Genomic DNA, 20,794 nt, shown 5'->3' with positions numbered 1-20,794 from the left:
AAATCATCACTTTTCAAAAGTTTTCCACAGGAATAACAGGGCCTAATACTATTACTAATTAATAATTACTATATATATATTAATTAAGGAGCTAGCTTACTTATGAAATTTACAATTAAGCGTAATGCATTTATTAAGAAACTGACCGATGTTCAACGGGCAATTTCTTCTAAAACCGCAATTGAAATTTTGACAGGATTAAAAATTACAGTAACGGAAAATTCAATCACGTTAACCGGAAGTGATTCCGATATTTCAATTGAAAATGAAATTTCAACGGATGACAGCAATTACGAATTATTAATTGATGAACCTGGATCAATTGTTTTACCAGCCCGCTTTTTTAGTGAAATTATCAAACGTCTCCCAGAAAGTACATTTACAATTGAAGTTAATGAACATTTCCAAGCAACTATTACATCTGGTCAAACAGAGTATCAAGTTAATGGAGTAGATGCCGATAATTATCCGCACCTTCCTGAAATTGATACGAATGAACAATTAACGATTCCAGCAGATATTATGAAACAAGTCATTAATCAAACCGTTATTGCAGTATCGACTCAGGAAAGCCGTCCATTATTGACCGGTGTTCATTTGACAATTAAAAACGGAGAATTACATGCAGTTGCAACGGACTCGCATCGTTTAAGTCAACGCAAGGTAAAATTGTCAGGCGCTGAAGACATTGATTACGACATTATTGTTCCAGGACGTTCATTAGTCGAACTTTCACGGATGATTGCAGATTCAACTGGCAGTTTGGAAATTCAAATTGCTGAAAATCAAATTTTATTTAATTTTGATAATACAGCATTTTATTCACGGCTTCTTGAAGGGATGTATCCAGATACGGACCGCCTGATCCCTCAAAGTTCAGAAACTGAAATTGAATTAAATGCGGTTAGCTTGCTTCATGCGATCGAACGGGCATCATTGTTATCCCATGAAGGACGGAATAATGTTGTTAAATTAAGTTTAAATAGCGAAAATCAAACCGCAGTTTTATCAAGTAATTCACCGGAAGTCGGAAATATTGAAGAAGAATTACAATTTGATAAATTAACTGGAAACGATATTGAAATTTCCTTTAACCCAGATTACATGAAAGCGGCATTACAAGCCTTTGGGCAAGCCGAAGTTAAGTTATCCTTAACATTGCCATTGCGGCCATTTACATTGATGCCGACGGAAGACAGTGAAGACTTTATTCAATTGATTACGCCAGTTCGAACATACTAATTGAATGAATTAAAGCGGAAAAGACGGTGATTGAATCACCGTCTTTTACTTTTTGTAAGCAAAATTCGTGACAAAAGACAAAATAAAATTTATAATTACATCTTGTGAAATTATTTGTAAATTTTTTTGCAATAATAAGTTGTGCAAAATATAATTAGAAAAGGGATGAACATATCAATGAATACGATAAAGAAGGTACCACGAAAGTATATTTATTTTTTCGGCTCATTTGGCGGAATCCTCTTTGGTTATGATATTGGAGTTATGACCGGAGCATTGCCATTTTTGCAGCTTGACTGGCATATGCACTCTGCATTTTGGGAAGGATGTATTACTTCATCCTTAATGTTCGGGGCAATTTTCGGCGGGATGCTTGCGGGCCATTTAACGGATAAGATCGGGCGGAAACGGGTATTGTCGTTTTCAGCACTGATTTTCATTGCAGGATCACTGCTTTCAGCATTTGCACCGCGGAACGGATATATTTACTTGTCGTTAGTCAGAGTTTTCTTGGGGCTATCGGTTGGAATGATTTCCGCAACGGTTCCAAATTATATGTCAGAAATGACCCCTGCCAAGTCACGGGGAAGATTATCCGGAATCAACTTTACAATGATTGCCCTGGGCACATTGCTTTCATACGTCGTTGACTATTTTTTGCAATATCTCCCGGCAACGTTTGCATGGCGGACAATGTTAGGAATGGCAGCTGTTCCGGCGTTGATTCTATTTTTAGGAAGTTTAAATCTTCCAGGATCACCACGGTATTTAGTAAGAAATGACCGGATCGATGAAGCCCGGCAAGTTCTTCAACTTGTTCAACCGTGTGCGCAGGCTGAAAAGGAAATTCAAGATATTCAAAATATTAAAAACGTTGAAGATCAAAGTAAAGACCAGCAGAAATTAAGCAAGATGTTTACGGGTAAATACCGTTACTTGGTAATTGCCGGCGTCGGCGTTGCAGCCTTCCAACAATTCATGGGAGTGAATGCTATTTTTTACTACATCCCATTGATCGTTGCCAAGGCAACGGGTCATGCAGCAGCTTCAAATTTGATGTGGCCGGTAATTGAAGGCTTGATTTTAGTATTATCATCATTTATTTTTCTGGCAATTGCGGATAAGTTTAATCGCCGGACATTATTGATCTTTGGCGGAACCGGAATGGGATTAGCATTCATTTTGCCAGCCGTGATCAATACCATGTTTAGCCACGTTAATCCATTGATCACGATTATCTTCTTATGTATTTACGTTGGCTTTTATGGATTTACATGGGCTCCGTTAACGTGGGTCATTGTTGGTGAAGTTTTCCCACTTGCGATTCGGGGGAAGGCTGCCGGAACGGCTTCAGCGTTTAACTGGGTCGGAGCATTTGCAGTTGGATTGATTTTCCCATTGATGACGGCTTCAATGTCGCAAGAAACAGTTTTCGCAATTTTTGGCGTGATCTGTTTGCTTGCTGTTGCATTTGTGATCTTTAAGGTTCCGGAAACAAAGGGGCATACGCTTGAAGAAATCGAACGGCGCGGAGTGCGTGAAAGTCAAAAATAATTAAATAAATTTGAATTTAAACGGGATTACCAAGACGGTGATCTCGTTTTTTATGCTTAAAATTCAAAATAAGCATTTTTACCATTGATTAATGGATTCCCACTCAATGACGTTAAAAGAGCTTAAAACGCATTTTATCGCGAGTTAAATTGTTTTTGCATCCAAAAAAGGGTATAATTATTAAGTATTAGACTGGTTTTTTGAAGGAGGTTTGACGAATGGAAACCGTTAATCTGAAAACACCTTACATTACCTTAGGCCAATTGTTGAAAATTGCTGATGAAATTTCATCAGGTGGACAGGCAAAGTGGTATCTGAGTGAAAATAACGTCAAGGTCAATGGTGAAATTGATGATCGCCGAGGACGGAAACTTTATCCGGATGATAAAGTCGAACTTCCCAACGGCAAGACGTATGTCATGAAGGCGGGCCGCTAAGGAATTGAAGTTAACGGAATTAAACCTCCATCATTTTCGAAACTACGATGAAGCTCAGGTTGAATTTTCACCGCAAATCAATGTTTTGATCGGGGAAAATGCGCAAGGAAAGACTAACCTGCTGGAATCGATCTACGTGTTAGCAATGACTCGCAGTCATCGAACCAATAATGACCGCGAGCTGATTGAATTCGGCAAGGATGCTGCTCAAATCAAGGGAACCGTCCAGCGTGAACTCGGTTCACTGAAGTTGGAGCTGGATATTGGAAAACACGGGAAAAAGGCGAAGGCCAACCATCTTGAAAAGGCCCGGCTATCCGAATATCTCGGTCAGTTGAACGTAATTTTGTTTGCTCCCGAAGATCTTGCTTTGGTAAAGGGTGCCCCAACTGTTCGGCGCCGCTTTATCGATATGGAGTTTGGCCAGGTTTCACCGAAATACTTGCATGATTTGACCCAGTATCGGGACATCTTAAAACAGCGTAACCGGTATTTGAAACAGCTGCAAAGCCATGAAGCTCAAGATCAGCTGTACCTGGAAGTTTTATCCGAACAACTTGCAGCGGTTGGCGGTGCAATTATCAGCCAACGGGTTAAATTTTTAAGCGAGTTGGAAGGGTATGCGCAGAAACTTCACCAAAGTATTACCCAGGGAAAGGAAAACTTAACCTTTGAGTATTCAAGTGCCGTTAAGGATGCATCCACGTTGACCGAGGTTGAACTTTCAGAAGCATTGATGGATTTATACCGGCAAAATCAATCCAAGGAAATTTTCCAAGGAACAACTCTTTATGGACCGCATCGGGATGATGTTCGGTTTTTGATCAACCATAAGAACGTTCAAACGTACGGTTCACAAGGACAGCAGCGGACAACGGCATTATCAGTCAAACTGGCAGAGATCGATTTAATGAAGAATCAAACCGGCGAGTATCCGATTTTGCTGCTTGATGATGTTTTATCAGAACTTGATGGCGCGCGGCAGACGCACCTTTTAAAAACCATTCAAGATAAGGTTCAGACATTTTTAACAACTCCAGGATTAAGCGACGTTGCTCGGAATTTGATCAAGGAGCCGCGGATTTTTCATATTCGTGATGGCCAAATTATTCCTGAAAAGCAAGCAGCGCTGAAAACTGAAGTGTTCTATCCAACGAAACAAGATAAGACCGCGAATAAGGAGTGATATGCATGGCGGAAGATAAAGAACTGCAAGAAGAAATCAAAGAAGAAAAAGCCAAAGAATATGATGCCAGTCAAATTCAGGTCTTAGAAGGGCTGGAAGCGGTCCGGAAACGTCCCGGAATGTACATTGGCTCAACGAGTGAACAAGGGTTACACCACCTTGTATGGGAAATTATTGATAATGGGATCGATGAAGCCCTTGCAGGGTTCGCAACTGAAATCAACGTTACGGTTGAAAAGGATAACAGTATTACCGTTAAGGATAATGGCCGGGGAATTCCGGTCGATATCCAAAAGAAGACTGGGCGGCCAGCCTTAGAAACGGTCTTTACGGTTTTGCACGCCGGCGGGAAATTCGGCGGTGGCGGCTATAAGGTATCCGGTGGACTTCACGGGGTTGGTGCTTCGGTTGTTAATGCGTTGTCAACTTCCCTTGATGTTCAGGTTACCCGGGAAGGCGACCCGAATATTTATGCAATGGACTTTAAATTAGGAAAAGTTAATACGGCAATGCACGTGATCGGCCAGACCGGAATTCACGAACATGGAACAACGGTTCACTTTGTGCCAGATCCAGATATCTTTACCGAAACAACGGTTTACAATATCAAGACATTGACGACCCGAATTCGTGAATTGGCTTTCTTAAATAAGGGACTTAAGATTACGATCGATGATAAACGGCCGGAAGAACCAACTCACGAAGAATTCCATTATGTTGGCGGAATCAAACATTATGTTGAATATTTGAATAAGGGCAAGGAAGTTATTTTTCCTGAACCAATTTACGTTGAAGGGGTTCAAAAGGGAATCACCGTTGAAGTTGCATTGCAATACACCAATGATTTCCACTCTAATCTATTAACATTTACGAATAATATTCATACATACGAAGGGGGAACGCATGAATCAGGATTTAAGACAGCGTTAACCCGGGTTATAAATGATTATGCACGGAAGACAGGCCTTTTGAAGGATAATGAGTCCAACCTTTCAGGGGAAGATGTCCGCGAAGGCTTAACGGCCGTTGTTTCAGTTAAGCACCCTGATCCGCAGTTTGAAGGCCAAACAAAGACAAAGCTTGGAAACTCCGATGCGCGGGCTGCAACGGATAAGATTTTCAGTGAAGTTTTCAGTAAATTTATGCTTGAAAATCCAACGGTTGCAAAGGAAATCGTTAATAAGGGAATCCTTGCATCCAAGGCACGGGTTGCTGCTAAGCGCGCACGGGAAGTTACCCGGAAGAAGAACGGATTGGAAATTTCAAACCTTCCAGGAAAATTAGCAGACAATACAAGTAAAGACCCTGAGATTTCAGAATTATTTATCGTCGAAGGGGATTCAGCCGGCGGTTCAGCTAAGCAAGGCCGTTCACGGTTGACCCAGGCGATCCTTCCAATTCGGGGAAAGATTTTAAACGTTGAAAAGGCCAGCCTTGATCGAATCTTAGCCAATGAAGAAATTCGATCACTCTTTACCGCTTTAGGAACCGGATTTGGTGAAGATTTTGACGTTGAAAAGGCAAACTACCACAAGTTGATTATTATGACAGATGCCGATGTCGACGGGGCTCACATTCGGACATTGCTATTAACATTGTTCTACCGGTTTATGCGCCCAATGATCGAAAAGGGTTATGTCTACATTGCCCAACCGCCTTTGTACCAGGTTCGGCAAGGAAAGATGGTCCAGTATATTGACTCAGACGAAGAATTAGACGAAGTTTTAGCTCAATTACCGGCCTCACCAAAGCCAGTTATCCAACGTTACAAGGGGCTTGGTGAAATGGATGCCGAACAATTATGGGAAACAACAATGGATCCTGAAAAGCGGCGGCTGTTACGGGTCCAATTATCAGATGCTGAAGAAGCAAACGGAATCTTTGAAATGCTGATGGGGAACCAAGTTGGTCCGCGGCGGCAATTTATCGAAGAAAACGCAACGTTCGTTGATAACTTGGACGTTTAATCTTAAAAATGAAAAGATCGATAAAAAATAATTTTCTAGGAGGAGGCAGCTGTTTTGGTAGAATTACCAGATCGTGTTAAAGACGTTGACCTTTCAAACGTCATGCAAACGTCATTTTTAGACTACGCAATGAGTGTTTTAGTTGCACGGGCATTGCCGGACGTTCGTGATGGTTTGAAACCCGTTCACCGTCGGATTTTATATGGAATGAGCGAACTTGGCGTTACACCCGACAAGCCTTATAAAAAATCAGCCAGAATTGTTGGGGAAGTTATGGGGAAATTCCACCCGCATGGCGACTCGGCGATTTACGAATCAATGGTTCGGATGGCGCAAGATTTTAGTTACCGTTACATGTTAGTTGATGGTCACGGAAACTTTGGTTCTGTCGATGGTGATGGGGCTGCCGCAATGCGGTATACCGAAGCCCGGATGTCCAAGATTGCCACTGAAATGCTGCGGGACATCAATAAAGATACCATCGACTTTCAACCAAACTACGACGGAACTGAACGGGAACCAAAAGTTTTACCAGCACGTTTTCCAAACTTGTTAGTTAACGGGGCCACCGGGATCGCAGTTGGAATGACGACTAACATTCCGCCGCATAACTTATCAGAAGTCATTTCGGCAATTCATATTTTGATGGATAATCCGGATGCAACAACGGCTGATTTGATGGAAGCAATTCCCGGACCAGATTTTCCAACTGGTGGAATCGTAATGGGAAAGTCAGGCATTCGGAAAGCCTATGAAACCGGTCGTGGAACGGTTGTTTTACGGGCGAAAGTCGACATTGAAGAACAAAAGAACGGCAAACAGCAAATTATCATTCACGAATTACCGTACATGGTAAACAAAGCCCGGTTGATCGAACGAATTTCAGAACTTGCCCGGGAAAAGGAAATCGACGGAATCACGGCGATCCATGATGAATCTGACCGTGACGGAATGCGAGTTACAATTGACATTCGCCGGGATGTAAGTGCGTCAGTTGTTTTGAATAACTTATACAAAATGACGCTGATGCAAACGTCATTCGGCTTCAATATGCTTGCCATTGTTGATGGCACCCCAAAGATCTTGAGCTTGAAGCAAATTTTGCAATACTACTTGAAGCACCAAGTTGAAGTTATCCGGCGGCGGACAGAATTCGACTTACGGAAAGCTAAAGCCCGGGCTCATATCTTAGCCGGATTGCGGATCGCACTGGATCATATTCAAGCAATCATCGACATTATCCGGAAATCTGAAAGCGGCGATGTCGCAAAGGACCGTTTAATGAATGAATTTGAATTAAGCGATAAGCAAGCCCAAGCAATTTTGGATATGCGGCTTGTCCGGTTGACCGGTTTAGAACGTGATAAGGTTGAAGCCGATTATGACAAGACAATGAAGGCCATTGCTGATTATGAAGATATTTTGGCAAGCAAGGACCGGATCAACGACATCATTTATCAAGAATTACTTGATATTCAAGCTAAATACGGTGACGAGCGGCGGACGGAATTGATGGTCGGTGAAGTTACAAGTATTGAAGACGAAGACTTGATCGAAGAAGAATCAGTTGCAATCACCTTGACTCACAATGGTTACATCAAACGGCTTCCAACAAGTGACTTCAAAGCTCAACGGCGTGGTGGCCGCGGGGTTCAAGGCATGGGAGTTCATGATGATGACTTTATTGAACATCTGGTTACAACTTCAACTCACGACCGGTTGCTGTTCTTTACGAATCTCGGGAAAGTTTACAGCATGAAGGGATACGAAATTCCTGAATACGGCCGGTCAGCAAAGGGAATTCCGGTAATTAACCTGTTGAATATTGATGCCGGTGAAAAGATTGCAACGGTAATCAACATTCCGCATGATAATGACGACCAGGCTAAATACCTCTTCTTTACGACGAAGGAAGGAACCGTTAAACGGACGCCGGTTGAAGACTTTGAAAATATTCGGAAGAACGGATTGAAAGCCATTAACCTGCATGATGGCGACGAATTGATCAACGTTTCGTTGACAGACGGGAATCAAAACATGATCATCGGAACGCACTTAGGATATGCAGTTTCATTTAACGAAAATACAGTTCGGTCAATGGGCCGGTCAGCAGCTGGGGTTCGTGGAATTCGGCTGCGCGAAAACGATTATGTTATTGGATCAGATATCCTTGTTCCAGGCAGCGACGTCTTCGTAATTTCTGAAAAGGGATACGGAAAACGGACGCCAGTCAGTGAATATCCGATCAAAGGTCGGGGTGGTAAAGGAATTAAAACTTCGAATATCACCGAAAAGAATGGCCCGTTAGCCGGATTAACGATCGTTAACGGTGATGAGGATATCATGGTGATCACCAATAAAGGGGTCTTGATTCGGTTTAACGTTGCGGATGTATCTCAAACAGGGCGGTCAACGTTGGGAGTTCATTTGATTAATCTTGAAGATGATTCAACGGTATCAACGATTGCAAAGGTTGATCCGGAACCCAAAGACGATGAAGATCAATCAGATGAAGAAACGCATGCAGACGCGGATGCATCAATGGACGGCGAAAACGAACATGATTTGATGAAGCACGGAGTTCAAGATTTAGCAGATCGCGAACTTGCTCATCAAGAAAATGAAGAACAAGATAAATAAGAGCAATAAAAGTAATAAAAAGCGGCTTGATTTGCGAATATATATTTGTAACGGAATTTACGATTCTTATTGCAAATCGAAAACTTAAATGATAAACTTATAACTTGTAATACCTTGTTCTTTTACCATTTTTGGAAAAGAACCAAAAGTCCATAAGGAGGTGCAAACACTATGACACATTATGAAATCACATACATCATCAACCCTTCACTTGATGAAGCAGCTAAGAATGAATTAGTTGAACGTTTTGACAACGTTTTGAAGGACAATGGTGCTGAAATTATTGATTCAAAGGATTGGTCAAAGCGTCGTTTTGCATATGAAATTAACGGTTACATAGAAGGTATGTACCACATCGTAAACGTTAACGCTGAAAACGCAGATGCAATCAACGAATTTGATCGTCTTTCAAAGATCAATGACGGTATTTTACGTCACATGATCGTAAAGCGTGAAGACTAATATTGAAAAACGATAAAGGAGGTCATGACCGTGATTAATCGAGTAGTTCTCGTTGGTCGATTAACAAAGAATCCTGATTTACGTTACACCCAATCCGGCTCTGCGGTTGCAAGCTTTACAGTTGCTGTTGAACGGCCGTTTACAAATCAAAATGGTGACCGGGATGCAGACTTTATTAACTGTGTAATGTGGCGGAAAGCGGCTGAAAACTTTGCCAACTTCACCCACAAAGGTTCAATGGTGGCGGTTGAAGGTCGGCTTCAAACGCGTTCATATGAAAACCAACAAGGAGTTCGGGTATACGTAACAGAAGTCGTTGTTGACAACTTCTCATTGTTGGAAACAAAGGCTCAGTCAGAACAGTATCGCCGGGAACATCCCGAAGAAGCACAAGGTCAAGGCGCTCCGATGAATAATAATTCATCATTTGGAAACGGAAATCCGTTTGGGAATCCAAATCCAAGTGGAAACGCAAACCAGGGTGGAACTTTCAATGGGAATGTCCAAACTGGCAACTTAGGAAGCGCAAATGACAACAACAGTCAGGATGTTTCAACCAATGATGATCCATTTGCAGATAATGGAAACTCAATTGATATTTCAGATGATGATTTACCATTCTAATTAACAAGGAGGGAAATCAACATGGCACAACAACGTCGTGGCGGTCGTCGTCGCCGTAAGGTAGACTACATCGCAGCAAACCACATTGAATACATTGACTACAAAGATACAGACTTATTACGTCGTTTCATCTCAGAACGTGGTAAGATCTTACCTCGTCGGGTAACAGGTACAAGCGCAAAGAACCAACGCAAGCTTACAACAGCTATCAAGCGTGCACGGATCATGGGCTTATTACCATTCGTTGCTGAAGACTAATAATTCGTTAAAAGCGAGTAAAAGGCATGTCAGGTGGCATGCCTTTTTTGTATGCCTCAAAATTAGATAATAATTAATTTTATAAATCCGATAATTCCGGAATACTTGTCCATTTTACTAATGCGATTTTAATTTTTATATTGTTAAAATCTAATCTTTTTGGTAAAATCAAAAATATACAAATTGTTGTTTAAAAGGGCAAAAAGATTGGAGAATTGATGTGAAAGAACAAGATCAACCACAAAAAGAGTTTTTTGGACAGCCGCGCGGGTTAGCAACCCTGTTTTCAACTGAGGTATGGGAACGATTCAGTTACTATGGAATGCGGGCAATTTTGCTATTTTATATGTACTTTGCCATTTCGAAAGGTGGCCTTGGAATCGATCAGGGAACAGCTGCTTCGATCATGGCGATTTACGGTTCGCTTGTATATATGGCCGGCGTTGTCGGTGGCTGGTTGAGTGACCGCGTTTGGGGAAGCCGGAAAACCGTTTTTATCGGCGGGGTTTTCATTATGTTCGGGCATATTGCATTGTCCCTTCCATTTGGTCAGGCAGCCCTATATACTTCAATTGCATTGATCGTAATTGGGACAGGGTTATTGAAACCGAATGTTTCTGACATGGTCGGTGATTTGTATTCTGAAGGCGATCGGCGCCGGGATGCAGGATTTAACATTTTCGTTTTCGGAATTAACTTGGGAGCAGCGATTGCGCCATGGGCAGTTCCGTTTGTGGCAAACTTATTTGGGCATTCAGGAAACATGAATTTCCATGCCGGATTTGCCTTAGCCGCAATTGGAATGTTCATTGGCCTGGTTCAGTATTATTTTGAAGGGAAAAAATATTTATCGGATTCAAGTTTGCATCCGAAAGATCCCATTGATCAGCAAAGTTTAAAAAACGTTGTTCGCGGGTCAGTAATCGGCGTGATTGCCTTTGCGGTAGTTCTTGGAATTATGGCCGCATTTCATGCATTAAACATTGATAACATCATTACATTAATCACGGTGATTGCGGTTGCTCTTCCAATTGTTTACTTTGTGATCATGCTTCGCAGTCAAAAGGTTACAAAGGTTGAACGCTCACGGGTTCGCGCTTACATTCCGTTATTTATTGCGGCTGCGATTTTCTGGGCAATTGAAGAATCAGGATCAGTGGTTTTAGCGCTCTTTGCTGAAAACCGGACCGTTTTACATATTGGGGGCTGGCATTTTGCAGCTTCGAACTTCCAAACGCTTAATCCGTTGTTTATCATGATTTTAACGCCACTTTTTGTATGGTTATGGAATCATTGGAAGAAGCAGCCGAGTGCGCCAGGAAAATTCGCTACTGGGCTGATTTTTGCCGGGCTATCGTATGTTTGGATGGCTCTTCCAGGAATCTTAGATGGAACGCAGGGGCGTGTCAGTCCGTTTTGGCTGGTTGGTTCATGGTTCATCGTTGAAATTGGGGAAATGTTAATTTCACCAATTGGATTATCGGTGACAACGAAGTTAGCTCCCAAAGCTTTTCGTTCTCAAATGATGAGTATGTGGTTCTTAGCAGATGCGGCCGGACAAGCAATTAACTCTCAAATTGTTAAATATTACTCATCAGCAACTGAAGTTCCATACTTCCTTGCAATCGGGGCGGTAAGTATTATCTTTGGAATTATTCTAGTCTTCTTCGTAAAGAAGATTCACACGTTGATGGAAGGCGTGGACTAATTTCCAGTGAAAGGGTTTGTAATCGTAAAATTGAGGATGTAAATCGTTGAAAAATTAAAAAGGAAGTTGGAAAATCATTTTCTTAATAAATTCTTAAACTTTAATAGGTATTACACGACGTAATCTTCACAAAAAATTCACAATTTGGTTGTAGATTATACTCATAGCCTGATGGAAAAGGCCGAAACATTTTCATTACTTTTTCTCCCCTGAAAAGTAGTTGATTACAAATCATGAAACTCAAGCTTCCCCTTTGAGATTTCATAAAATATACTCCTTTTTTCTCCGCAGTTTAGTCTGCGGAGTTTTTTTATGCAAAAACAAAAATTGATTTTCAAATTGACGAAATTCCTTTGTGAAAAATAACTGAGTAACTTAAACATTTTCTGAAAGAATTAGCGTGCAATTTGCCATCTTATTTGGTAAAATTGAATCAGCTTTTAGAGGAGGAAAAAAGAATGAGCAAAGAAATTTTAATTTCAACAACGGAAAATATTCCGGGACGTTCATACGAAGTTATTGGGGAAGTTTTTGGAGTGACGACCCAATCGAAAAATATGTTTAGCAATTTTGGAGCAAGTATGAAAAACATCGTTGGTGGGGAAATCAAAGCATACACTAATATGCTTCATGAATCACGGGAAAAAGCAATTGAACGGTTAAAGCAGGAAGCAATCGATGTTGATGCCGACGCGGTTGTCATGATGCGCTTTGATTCCGGTTCGATCGGCGGCGATATGCAATCCGTTGTAGCATACGGAACAGCCGTTAAATTTACAGATTAAAAATAAGTTTCACATGAAACAAAAGCTGTGCTTAAGGTTAAGCACAGCTTATTTATTATCCTTAACAATTTTCAATTCTTGCCCTTCAAAGGTATACCCAAATCCGCGAACCGTTTTAATGTATTTCGGATGGTGTGGATCCGGTTCGATTTTATCGCGAAGATGACTGATGTGAATATCAACGATTCGGGAAGTTCCTAAATCATCATTATAATTCCAAACGCCGCGAAGTAACTGTTCGCGTGAAATAACCTGTCCTCTATTTTTAACAAGAAAATAAAGGAGTTTAAATTCTTTTGGGGTTAATCCAAGGTCTTCGTTATTCTTTAAAACCCGGTAATGGTCAATGTCGAGCAAAAGGTCATCAAGTTGAAGGTGGTTGTGATGATGATGCGGACGAGAAGAATGCTCTTCGGAAGTAAGATATTCCGCAATCAGAGAATCATCAACATCAACCTCCTGATCGATCAATTCTGGTGGCTGTTGGGAAGTTTGAATGGTTCGGCCCCAAAGACATTGCTGCATCCGGACAATGATCTCTTCGTATTCATACGGTTCAACAATGTAATCATCAACGTGCAACCCAAAAAGTTTCATTTCATATTCAAAATCTTTTTTAGCAGTCAACGTTAAGATCGGCTTATTAAATGACTCCCGGATTTTTTTAATAAGCGAAAGGGTGACTTCTGGCGAAGCGGCATCAAGGTCATAAATGATCCCGGCAACGTGCCGATGATTGATAAAATCAAGGGTTTCTTCTGGATCCGTCGTATTATAGACCATCCATCCATGATCGTTGCAGTAGGTATTTAATTTCATAAACAATGGTAGCTTTTTAGTAACTAAAATCAGCCGCTCCTGCACAAAGCTCACCTCCACTCAATATCTATCATTATTATTCCATATGAATCACGAAAATCATAATGATTTACAAAACATTTACATTGCCTTTACATGAAATCGATTTGAACTTTACATCTCTTCGGTACATTAAAAGTAATCTTAATGAACGGAAAGAGGGACGGAAAGTGAAAAGGAAAAGGTTTAGTCAATTATTTTTGCTTGGAGGACTGCTGTTACTTTTGAGTGGGTGTGGCAATCAAACGCAAAATAAAATCACGGTTGTCGGTTCAACGGCCTTACAGCCGCTTGTTGAAAAGGCCGCAACCGAGTATGAAAAGGAGCACGATGGGAACATTACCGTTCAGGGCGGTGGTTCAGGAACCGGATTAAGTCAGGTTCAGGAGGGCGCCGTTCAGATTGGTGATTCGGATGTTTTTGCCCAGCAGCAAAACGGAATCCGGGCAAATGAACTGGTCGATCATAAGGTTGCAGTAGCGGGAATTGCGCCAATCGTGAATCAGAAAGTAAAGATAAAAAACGTGACGATGCAGCAACTCCGGGCAATTTTTGAAGGAAAGATCACTAACTGGAAACAGCTTGGGGGTCAAAATCAGAAAATTGTGGTCATTAACCGTTCAAAGGGAAGTGGGACGCGTGTTACTTTCGAAAACGATGTGATGAATGGTCAAGAAATGATGAATGCACAGGAACAAGATTCAAACGGAACGGTTCAGCAGATCGTTGCCAACACTCCGGGCGCAATCAGTTATATTTCATTTGCATATCTTCGAAGTCAGGGAATCCATCCGTTAAAAATCGATGGAATTCAGCCGACAACGCAAAATGTCGCAACGAACAAATGGAAAATCTGGTCCTACGAACACATGTATACCAAGGGACAGCCGAAAGGCGAAACTAAGCAATTTTTGAAGTATATGCTTTCAGCTCCGGTTCAACGCAAAATGGTTAAAGAAATGAAATATATCAGTATTCATGATATGCAAGTCAAAAAAGCGATTGACGGCAAAGTTACACCGGTAAAGGAGGGTCAATAAATGGATGACATTAAACAAAAGCTACTCAGCAAATCAAAACAGACAACTGAAGATCGGCGGGGAAAAATTTTATGTTACGCTTGCCTGAGCTTAATCATTGTTTTGATCGTTTCAATTTTATACTTCATTATCAATCGGGGAACGGCCACCTTTACGCAAGATCATCTGAGTTTAACTCAGTTTTTAACGGGCAAGCAGTGGAATCCGGGGCATCATCAAATTGGCGCTTTGCCAATGATCGTAACTTCGTTTTTAGTCACGATTTTAGCGGCGATCCTTGCAACACCGTTTGCAATCGGGGTAGCCATTTTTATGACTGAATATGCACCGCGGAAAGGAACCAAGGCATTACGGGCGGTAATCGAACTACTTGTCGGAATTCCATCCGTTGTGTACGGCTATATTGGATTAATGGTTGTTGTGCCGTTAGTGCGGAAATTGATCGGTGGCACGGGATTTGGAATTTTAGCCGGGACGTTGGTGTTATTTGTAATGATTTTGCCGACCGTGATTTCATTAACGGCTGACAGCTTAAAGGCAATTCCGGTCAGTTATCGGCAAGCAGCCTTGGCGTTGGGAGCAACCAAATGGCAGGCAATTTATAAAATCGTTTTACGGGCCGCGCTTCCAGGAATTTTAACGGCGATCATTTTTGGAATGACCCGGGCCTTCGGGGAAGCCCTTGCGGTGCAAATGGTAATTGGAAATGCCGTTTTAATGCCGGAAGGACTTGGAACCCCGACCGCAACGCTGACCAGTCAGTTGACCAGTCAAATGGGAAATACGGTTTTAGGAACGGTCTCAAACAATGCATTGTGGTCACTGGCATTGGTTCTGTTATTGATGTCACTGGTCTTCAACTTGTTGATCAGGGTAACTACCCGGAAAGGAGCAATTAAGTAATGAATCCGAAAAAAACAAATCGCATTGCGAAACACGTTATTTATGGATCAGTTGGATTACTAGTAATTCTTTTGCTGTTTCTGATCGGGTATATTTTGATCACTGGGTTACCAGGAATGTCATGGCATTTTTTAACGAGCGTAAGTCAGTCATTTGAAGCTGGCGGCGGGATTCGGGATCAAATCTTTAACTCAGTATATATTTTAATTTTAACAACGTTGATTTCATTTCCAATTGCGTTGGGGGTTGGGATCTACCTTGCCGAATATGCAAAGGATAACTGGTTTACGAGTCTTTTACGAACGATCATTGAACTTTTAAGCTCATTGCCATCGATCGTTGTGGGATTATTTGGCTATTTATTATTTGTAATTAAGTTCCAAATTGGATTTTCAATTATTTCTGGGGCAATTACCCTTACGTTTTTCAACTTGCCGTTATTGACTCGCAGTATTGAAGATGCGTTTCGGGCAGTTTCGCTTGATCAGCGACAAGCAGGAGTTGCGCTTGGAATTTCAAAGTGGAAAACGATCATGGGAATTGTTTTTCCGTGTGCATTACCCCAAATCTTAACCGGCGTGATTTTAAGTGCCGGGCGGATTTTTGGGGAAGCCGCCGCATTGATCTTTACGGCCGGTCAAAGTAATTCGGTTATTAACTATGCAAATTGGAATCCATTCTCGCCAACCAGTCCTTTAAATATTTTCCGTCCAGCAGAAACGTTGGCGGTTCATATTTGGAAGGTCAACACGGAGTCGATTTTACCCGATGCTCACCAGGTTTCAAGCGGCTCAGCAGCCGTCTTGATCATTGTGATTTTGATTTTCAATTTTGGCGCGCGGTGGTTAGGAAACGTGGTTTATCGGAAGTTAACGGCAACAGATAAGGAACGGTAATGATGGAAATTACAGAAAAATACATTAAAAAAATTGAAACGCCGGTTGCTTTGAAAACGAAAGATCTGGCGGTTTATTACGGCGAAAAAAAGGCTTTTGCTGAAGGAACGATCGCGTTTCCGCAACATCAGATCACGGCCTTGATCGGTCCCTCAGGGTGTGGCAAGTCAACCTTTTTACGTTCATTGAATCGAATGAATGATGGAATTGCCCGGGTCGAGGGTCAAATTATGTATCATGGATTAGATATTAATAACGACCAAATTAATATTTATGAGTTACGGAAGCATATCGGAATGGTATTCCAACATCCCAATCCATTTTATAAATCGATTCGGGAAAACATTACGTATGCCTTGAAATATCATGGGATTAAAGATCAATCCGTTTTAGATCAAAAAGTCGAAGAAAGCCTTCAAGCGGTTGCGTTATGGGATGAAGTCAAGGATGCGCTTGATAAAAACGGCAAACAACTTTCAGGTGGTCAGCAGCAACGACTATGTATTGCCCGGGCAATTGCAATGGAACCCGATATTTTATTACTTGATGAACCAACAAGCGGACTTGATCCGGTTTCAACGCGGAAAGTGGAAGATACATTGCAGGAATTAAAGCAAAAGTACACGATCATTATTGTGACGCATAATATGCAACAGGCTTCCCGTAGCAGTGACTATACGGCCTTCTTTAATTTGGGACAGATCGTTGAATTTGACGAGACATCGCAGATTTTCACTGCGCCGCACGTGCAAATGACCGAAGATTACGTTTCGGGGAACTTTGGCTAGGAGGTGCATTTCAATGACGCAGATCATGATGGCGGAAAATGTTTATTTGTATTATGGGAAAAAGGAAGCCTTGCATGGCTTTGACATTGGATTTGATGAGAATCAGATCACGGCTTTGATTGGTCCTTCGGGATGCGGCAAGTCAACTTTTTTACGATGCTTGAATCGAATGAATGACTTGATTGAGAATGTTACGATTACGGGGAGCTTTAAGCTTCAAGGAGAAGACATTTATAGCCCGCGAATGGATGTTGTTAAACTCCGCAAAGAAGTCGGAATGGTTTTTCAGCAGCCGAATCCCTTTCCGTTATCGGTTTATGATAACATTGCTTTTGGATTAAAATTAAAGGGAATTAAGGATAAACAAGTAATTGATCAAATCGTTGAAGAAAGTTTACGGAAAGCAGCGGTTTGGGATGAAGTTAAGGATAATTTAAAAAAGGATGCGTTGGCATTTTCAGGCGGCCAGCAACAGCGAATCTGCATTGCCCGGGTTCTAGCCGTGCAGCCGAAAGTCATTTTGATGGATGAACCAACAAGCGCGCTTGATCCGGTTTCAAATGCTAAAATTGAAGATACATTGGTTGAGTTAAAAAAAGACTATACGATCATTATTGTGACGCATAACATGCAGCAGGCTTCGCGAATTTCAGATAACACAGCTTTCTTTTTAAACGGTGATTTGATCGAGTCCGGCAAAACCAAGGAATTGTTCCTAACACCGAAAGAAAAATTAACGGATGATTATTTGAATGGCCGGTTTGGTTAAGGAGGATCAAGATGGTAAAGGAAATTTTTAATGATGAAATGAAAAAGTTGAACGGGTGCTTCAATGAAATGGGAATCGATATCAGCGAACAGATTTATCAGGCAACCAAATCGTTCATTGAACATGACCAGCAACTTGCCGAGAAAATCATTGAGCGCGATGAAACCATTAATAACAATGAAATTTCACTTGAAGAACGGGCATTGAACCTGATTGCCCTTCAACAGCCCGTGGCACACGAATTCCGGAAAATTATTAGTATTTTAAAGGCAAGTTCTGACTTAGAGCGGATCGGTGACCACGCAATTATTATTGCCCGGGAAACGATTCGGTTAAAAGGCAATAACCGGATTCCGGAAATCGAAGAGTTGATTTCAAATTTAACGGCGGACATTCGCAACATGCTTGAACAATCACTGGATGCTTCGATTCGGGACAATGAAGCTGAAGCCCGGAAGATTGCGGCGATGGATCCGGAAATCGACCAACAATATTATCATATTTACCAAATGATTGTTGAGATCATGAAGCGCGAAACGAATACCGCAGTGGCAGCGATGAGTTATTTAATGGTTGCACGGATCTTGGAACGAATCGGGGATCACATCGTCAACCTTTGTGAATGGGTCGTTTACGATGCGACAGGAAAGATTCAGGAATTAAATCCAGGAAAACTCAATCGTGATGAGTATTTAAAGGTTGAAGAACAGGAAGCGCTGATCCGCCATGAACGGAAAAAGGCACGGATGAAACGCGAAGATAAGTAGGGAAAAGGTTTGACAACAAATTGTGTCAAACCTTTTTAATTAAAATTTCCAATAGATGAATGCGCTATCATAAAGGCGTAAAAGAATCAATTGTGCAAAATATAGAATATAATTATCGGTATATAAGAGAGGTCAGTAGTGACTGATAATTTGAAATAGGAGGAATCTGTCATGAAAAAAGTTACGGTTATTGATTATTTGATCGAACGGCTTCATGAAATCGGAGTAGATGACATCTTTGGGGTTCCAGGGGATTACAACTTATCATTTTTAGATGATGTTGAAAAGAGTTCATCAGTTAACTGGATCGGGGATTGTAATGAATTAAATGCGGCCTATGCGGCTGATGGCTATGCCCGGAAGAAGGGTGTCGGGGCTTTGATCACAACGTTTGATGTTGGTGAATTAAGTGCAATCAATGGAATTGCCGGCAGTTATGCTGAACATATTCCAGTGATCGCAATTACCGGGGCACCAACAACGAAGGTTCAAGAAAATAAGAAATTAATGCACCATACCGATGCAACCGGAAACTTTAAACGTTCATACCGGGCATATAAGCAATTTACAGAAACCCAAGCCCTTTTAGGATTTGAAAATGCGGGCGCTGAAATTGACCGGGCATTGACAACGGCGATCATCAAACGGCGGCCAGTCTACATTTCCCTTCCATTGGATGTTGCTCACAGTATGATCGACGCTCCGAGTGCACCGCTGAATTTAACCGTTCAAAATACGGATCATAACAAGCGGGTTGCTCAACGGTTAGTTGATGAATTGAAAAAGGCAAAGCGGCCAGTTATTTTGGCGGGGAACGAAATTATGACGTTCCGGGCAAAGACTGAATTTGAAAACTTGATCAACCAAACGCACATTCCGGTTGCAACAATGCTGTTAGGAAAGTCTTCAATTAATGAAGAGAATCCATACTTTATTGGAACATACTACCCGAACTACGGCGACAAGCGGGTTTTAAACTATGTTGATCAAAGCGATTTGGTAATCGTCTTTGGAAGCAAGCTGATCGACGTTAATACCGGAAGCTTTACCCAATGCTTCACTCAAAAAGAAACGGTTGTTTTGAATTGCGATAATACTGATTTCTTTGGTGAAAAGAGCCGGGGCGTTAATATCAATAACTTGATCAAGAATCTTGAAAACTTTGATTATCAATTTGACTTTGAAAGTACCGGATTGAATAACGTGACGCCAGATGTAAAATATGAAGACAATGATGGTCAGGAATTAAACTTATCCCAATACATGTATGCCTTTAAGAACTTTATGAAACCGGATGACACGATTTATACCGAGACGGGAACTTCACAATATGGTCTTTCGTTTATGAATTTGAAGAAGGGCGTTGACTTTGAAGCCCAACCATTATGGGGTTCAATTGGTTATACTTTGCCAGCAGTTTTAGGAAGTCAAATTGCTGATCCAGAAGGCCGGCACATCTTGTCGATCGGTGATGGTTCAGCTCAAATGACGATTCAAGAATTAAGCTTGATTCAACGGCATCACTTGAAGCCAATCATCTTCCTGGTTGACAATGATGGTTACACGATCGAACGGGTCATTCACGGAGCTCATGCAAAGTATAATGATATTGCGGTTTGGGATTATACTAAGATTCCGGCTGCAATGGGAATTACCGAAGATACGATGGATGTCAGCGTTGCAACTAATAAGCAGGAGATGCTTGCAATTATGGATAAAATCGCTGATGACCGCAGTAAGGCCCACTTTGTGATCTTAAAGACCAAGGCGTTGGATGCGCCTGAATTGGTTAAGAAGATCGGAAAGTCAATGAGTTTGATCGATAAATCGCATTTCTATGGTGAAGAATAAAATAATAGGAAGAATAAATCGCAGGATGAGCTGCGATTTATTTTTTTGCGTAAATGTAA

Annotated in this window: 19 protein-coding genes; 18 read left to right on the top strand and 1 reads right to left on the bottom strand. The window is 41.4% G+C overall.

Annotated features, from left to right (window positions below; genetic code table 11):
* Positions 1-102 precede the first annotated feature (102 nt).
* The 11 genes from dnaN (at position 103) to Q3C15_RS06480 (ending at position 12,863) form a co-directional block, all read left to right on the top strand.
* A complete protein-coding gene (dnaN, locus tag Q3C15_RS06530; protein ID WP_278851513.1) occupies positions 103-1,242 on the top strand; it encodes a DNA polymerase III subunit beta in 1,140 nt (379 codons plus the stop codon).
* Between the two features lie 177 nt (positions 1,243-1,419).
* Positions 1,420-2,796 carry a sugar porter family MFS transporter gene (locus Q3C15_RS06525; RefSeq protein WP_204779683.1) on the top strand — a complete coding sequence of 459 codons (1,377 nt, stop codon included), beginning with the start codon at positions 1,420-1,422 and terminating at the stop codon, positions 2,794-2,796.
* Between the two features lie 218 nt (positions 2,797-3,014).
* A complete protein-coding gene (gene yaaA, locus Q3C15_RS06520) occupies positions 3,015-3,233 on the top strand; it encodes a S4 domain-containing protein YaaA (RefSeq protein WP_057827203.1) in 219 nt (72 codons plus the stop codon).
* 4 nt (positions 3,234-3,237) lie between these two features.
* Entirely contained in the window at positions 3,238-4,419 is a 1,182-nt protein-coding gene (gene recF / locus Q3C15_RS06515; protein ID WP_302704704.1) for a DNA replication/repair protein RecF, read from the top strand.
* Positions 4,420-4,424: 5 nt separating this feature from the next.
* Positions 4,425-6,386 (top strand): DNA topoisomerase (ATP-hydrolyzing) subunit B, encoded by a 1,962-nt coding sequence (gyrB, locus tag Q3C15_RS06510; RefSeq protein ID WP_283573418.1) that lies wholly within the window; start codon positions 4,425-4,427, stop codon positions 6,384-6,386.
* A 54-nt stretch (positions 6,387-6,440) separates the two neighbouring features.
* A complete protein-coding gene (gene gyrA / locus Q3C15_RS06505) occupies positions 6,441-9,026 on the top strand; it encodes a DNA gyrase subunit A (protein WP_302704703.1) in 2,586 nt (861 codons plus the stop codon).
* A 171-nt stretch (positions 9,027-9,197) separates the two neighbouring features.
* A complete protein-coding gene (gene rpsF, locus Q3C15_RS06500) occupies positions 9,198-9,488 on the top strand; it encodes a 30S ribosomal protein S6 (RefSeq protein ID WP_302704702.1) in 291 nt (96 codons plus the stop codon).
* 30 nt (positions 9,489-9,518) lie between these two features.
* Positions 9,519-10,112, top strand: coding sequence for a single-stranded DNA-binding protein (ssb, locus tag Q3C15_RS06495; RefSeq protein ID WP_283579793.1), 594 nt, complete (start codon positions 9,519-9,521; stop codon positions 10,110-10,112).
* Positions 10,113-10,133: 21 nt separating this feature from the next.
* Positions 10,134-10,370 carry a 30S ribosomal protein S18 gene (rpsR, locus tag Q3C15_RS06490; RefSeq protein WP_057827196.1) on the top strand — a complete coding sequence of 79 codons (237 nt, stop codon included), beginning with the start codon at positions 10,134-10,136 and terminating at the stop codon, positions 10,368-10,370.
* A gap of 220 nt (positions 10,371-10,590) precedes the next feature.
* The gene (locus tag Q3C15_RS06485) at positions 10,591-12,078 is read left to right on the top strand and encodes a peptide MFS transporter (protein ID WP_064214737.1); all 1,488 of its coding nucleotides are present in this window, start codon (positions 10,591-10,593) and stop codon (positions 12,076-12,078) included.
* Positions 12,079-12,536: 458 nt separating this feature from the next.
* The gene (locus tag Q3C15_RS06480; protein WP_057827194.1) at positions 12,537-12,863 is read left to right on the top strand and encodes a heavy metal-binding domain-containing protein; all 327 of its coding nucleotides are present in this window, start codon (positions 12,537-12,539) and stop codon (positions 12,861-12,863) included.
* Between the two features lie 48 nt (positions 12,864-12,911).
* Here the strand turns inward: Q3C15_RS06480 and Q3C15_RS06475 are convergent, their stop codons facing one another.
* The gene (locus Q3C15_RS06475; RefSeq protein WP_302704701.1) at positions 12,912-13,727 is read right to left on the bottom strand and encodes a response regulator transcription factor; all 816 of its coding nucleotides are present in this window, start codon (positions 13,725-13,727) and stop codon (positions 12,912-12,914) included.
* Between the two features lie 164 nt (positions 13,728-13,891).
* Between Q3C15_RS06475 and Q3C15_RS06470 the strand changes: the two genes are divergently transcribed.
* The 7 genes from Q3C15_RS06470 to Q3C15_RS06440 all read left to right on the top strand — a co-directional run bounded on the left by Q3C15_RS06470 (position 13,892) and on the right by Q3C15_RS06440 (position 20,735).
* Positions 13,892-14,761 (top strand): phosphate ABC transporter substrate-binding protein, encoded by an 870-nt coding sequence (locus Q3C15_RS06470; RefSeq protein WP_302704700.1) that lies wholly within the window; start codon positions 13,892-13,894, stop codon positions 14,759-14,761.
* A complete protein-coding gene (gene pstC / locus Q3C15_RS06465; protein WP_302704699.1) occupies positions 14,762-15,664 on the top strand; it encodes a phosphate ABC transporter permease subunit PstC in 903 nt (300 codons plus the stop codon).
* Positions 15,664-16,560 (top strand): phosphate ABC transporter permease PstA, encoded by an 897-nt coding sequence (gene pstA / locus Q3C15_RS06460; protein WP_302704698.1) that lies wholly within the window; start codon positions 15,664-15,666, stop codon positions 16,558-16,560. Before pstC ends, pstA begins: the two co-directional genes overlap by 1 nt.
* Positions 16,560-17,348 (top strand): phosphate ABC transporter ATP-binding protein PstB, encoded by a 789-nt coding sequence (gene pstB / locus Q3C15_RS06455; protein WP_283599385.1) that lies wholly within the window; start codon positions 16,560-16,562, stop codon positions 17,346-17,348. Before pstA ends, pstB (Q3C15_RS06455) begins: the two co-directional genes overlap by 1 nt.
* 13 nt (positions 17,349-17,361) lie before the next feature.
* Positions 17,362-18,117: a phosphate ABC transporter ATP-binding protein PstB gene (gene pstB / locus Q3C15_RS06450; protein WP_283601064.1), complete on the top strand. Its 756-nt coding sequence runs from the start codon at positions 17,362-17,364 to the stop codon at positions 18,115-18,117.
* 11 nt (positions 18,118-18,128) lie between these two features.
* The gene (phoU, locus tag Q3C15_RS06445) at positions 18,129-18,884 is read left to right on the top strand and encodes a phosphate signaling complex protein PhoU (RefSeq protein ID WP_283601063.1); all 756 of its coding nucleotides are present in this window, start codon (positions 18,129-18,131) and stop codon (positions 18,882-18,884) included.
* A 171-nt stretch (positions 18,885-19,055) separates the two neighbouring features.
* The gene (locus tag Q3C15_RS06440) at positions 19,056-20,735 is read left to right on the top strand and encodes an alpha-keto acid decarboxylase family protein (RefSeq protein WP_283601062.1); all 1,680 of its coding nucleotides are present in this window, start codon (positions 19,056-19,058) and stop codon (positions 20,733-20,735) included.
* Positions 20,736-20,794: the final 59 nt, after the last annotated feature.

Source organism: Ligilactobacillus sp. 110_WCHN (assembly GCF_030518115.1).
GTDB lineage: Bacteria > Bacillota > Bacilli > Lactobacillales > Lactobacillaceae > Ligilactobacillus > Ligilactobacillus aviarius_C.
Note: the sequence above shows the minus strand (reverse complement) of the source record. Positions and strands in the feature narration are given on the sequence as shown.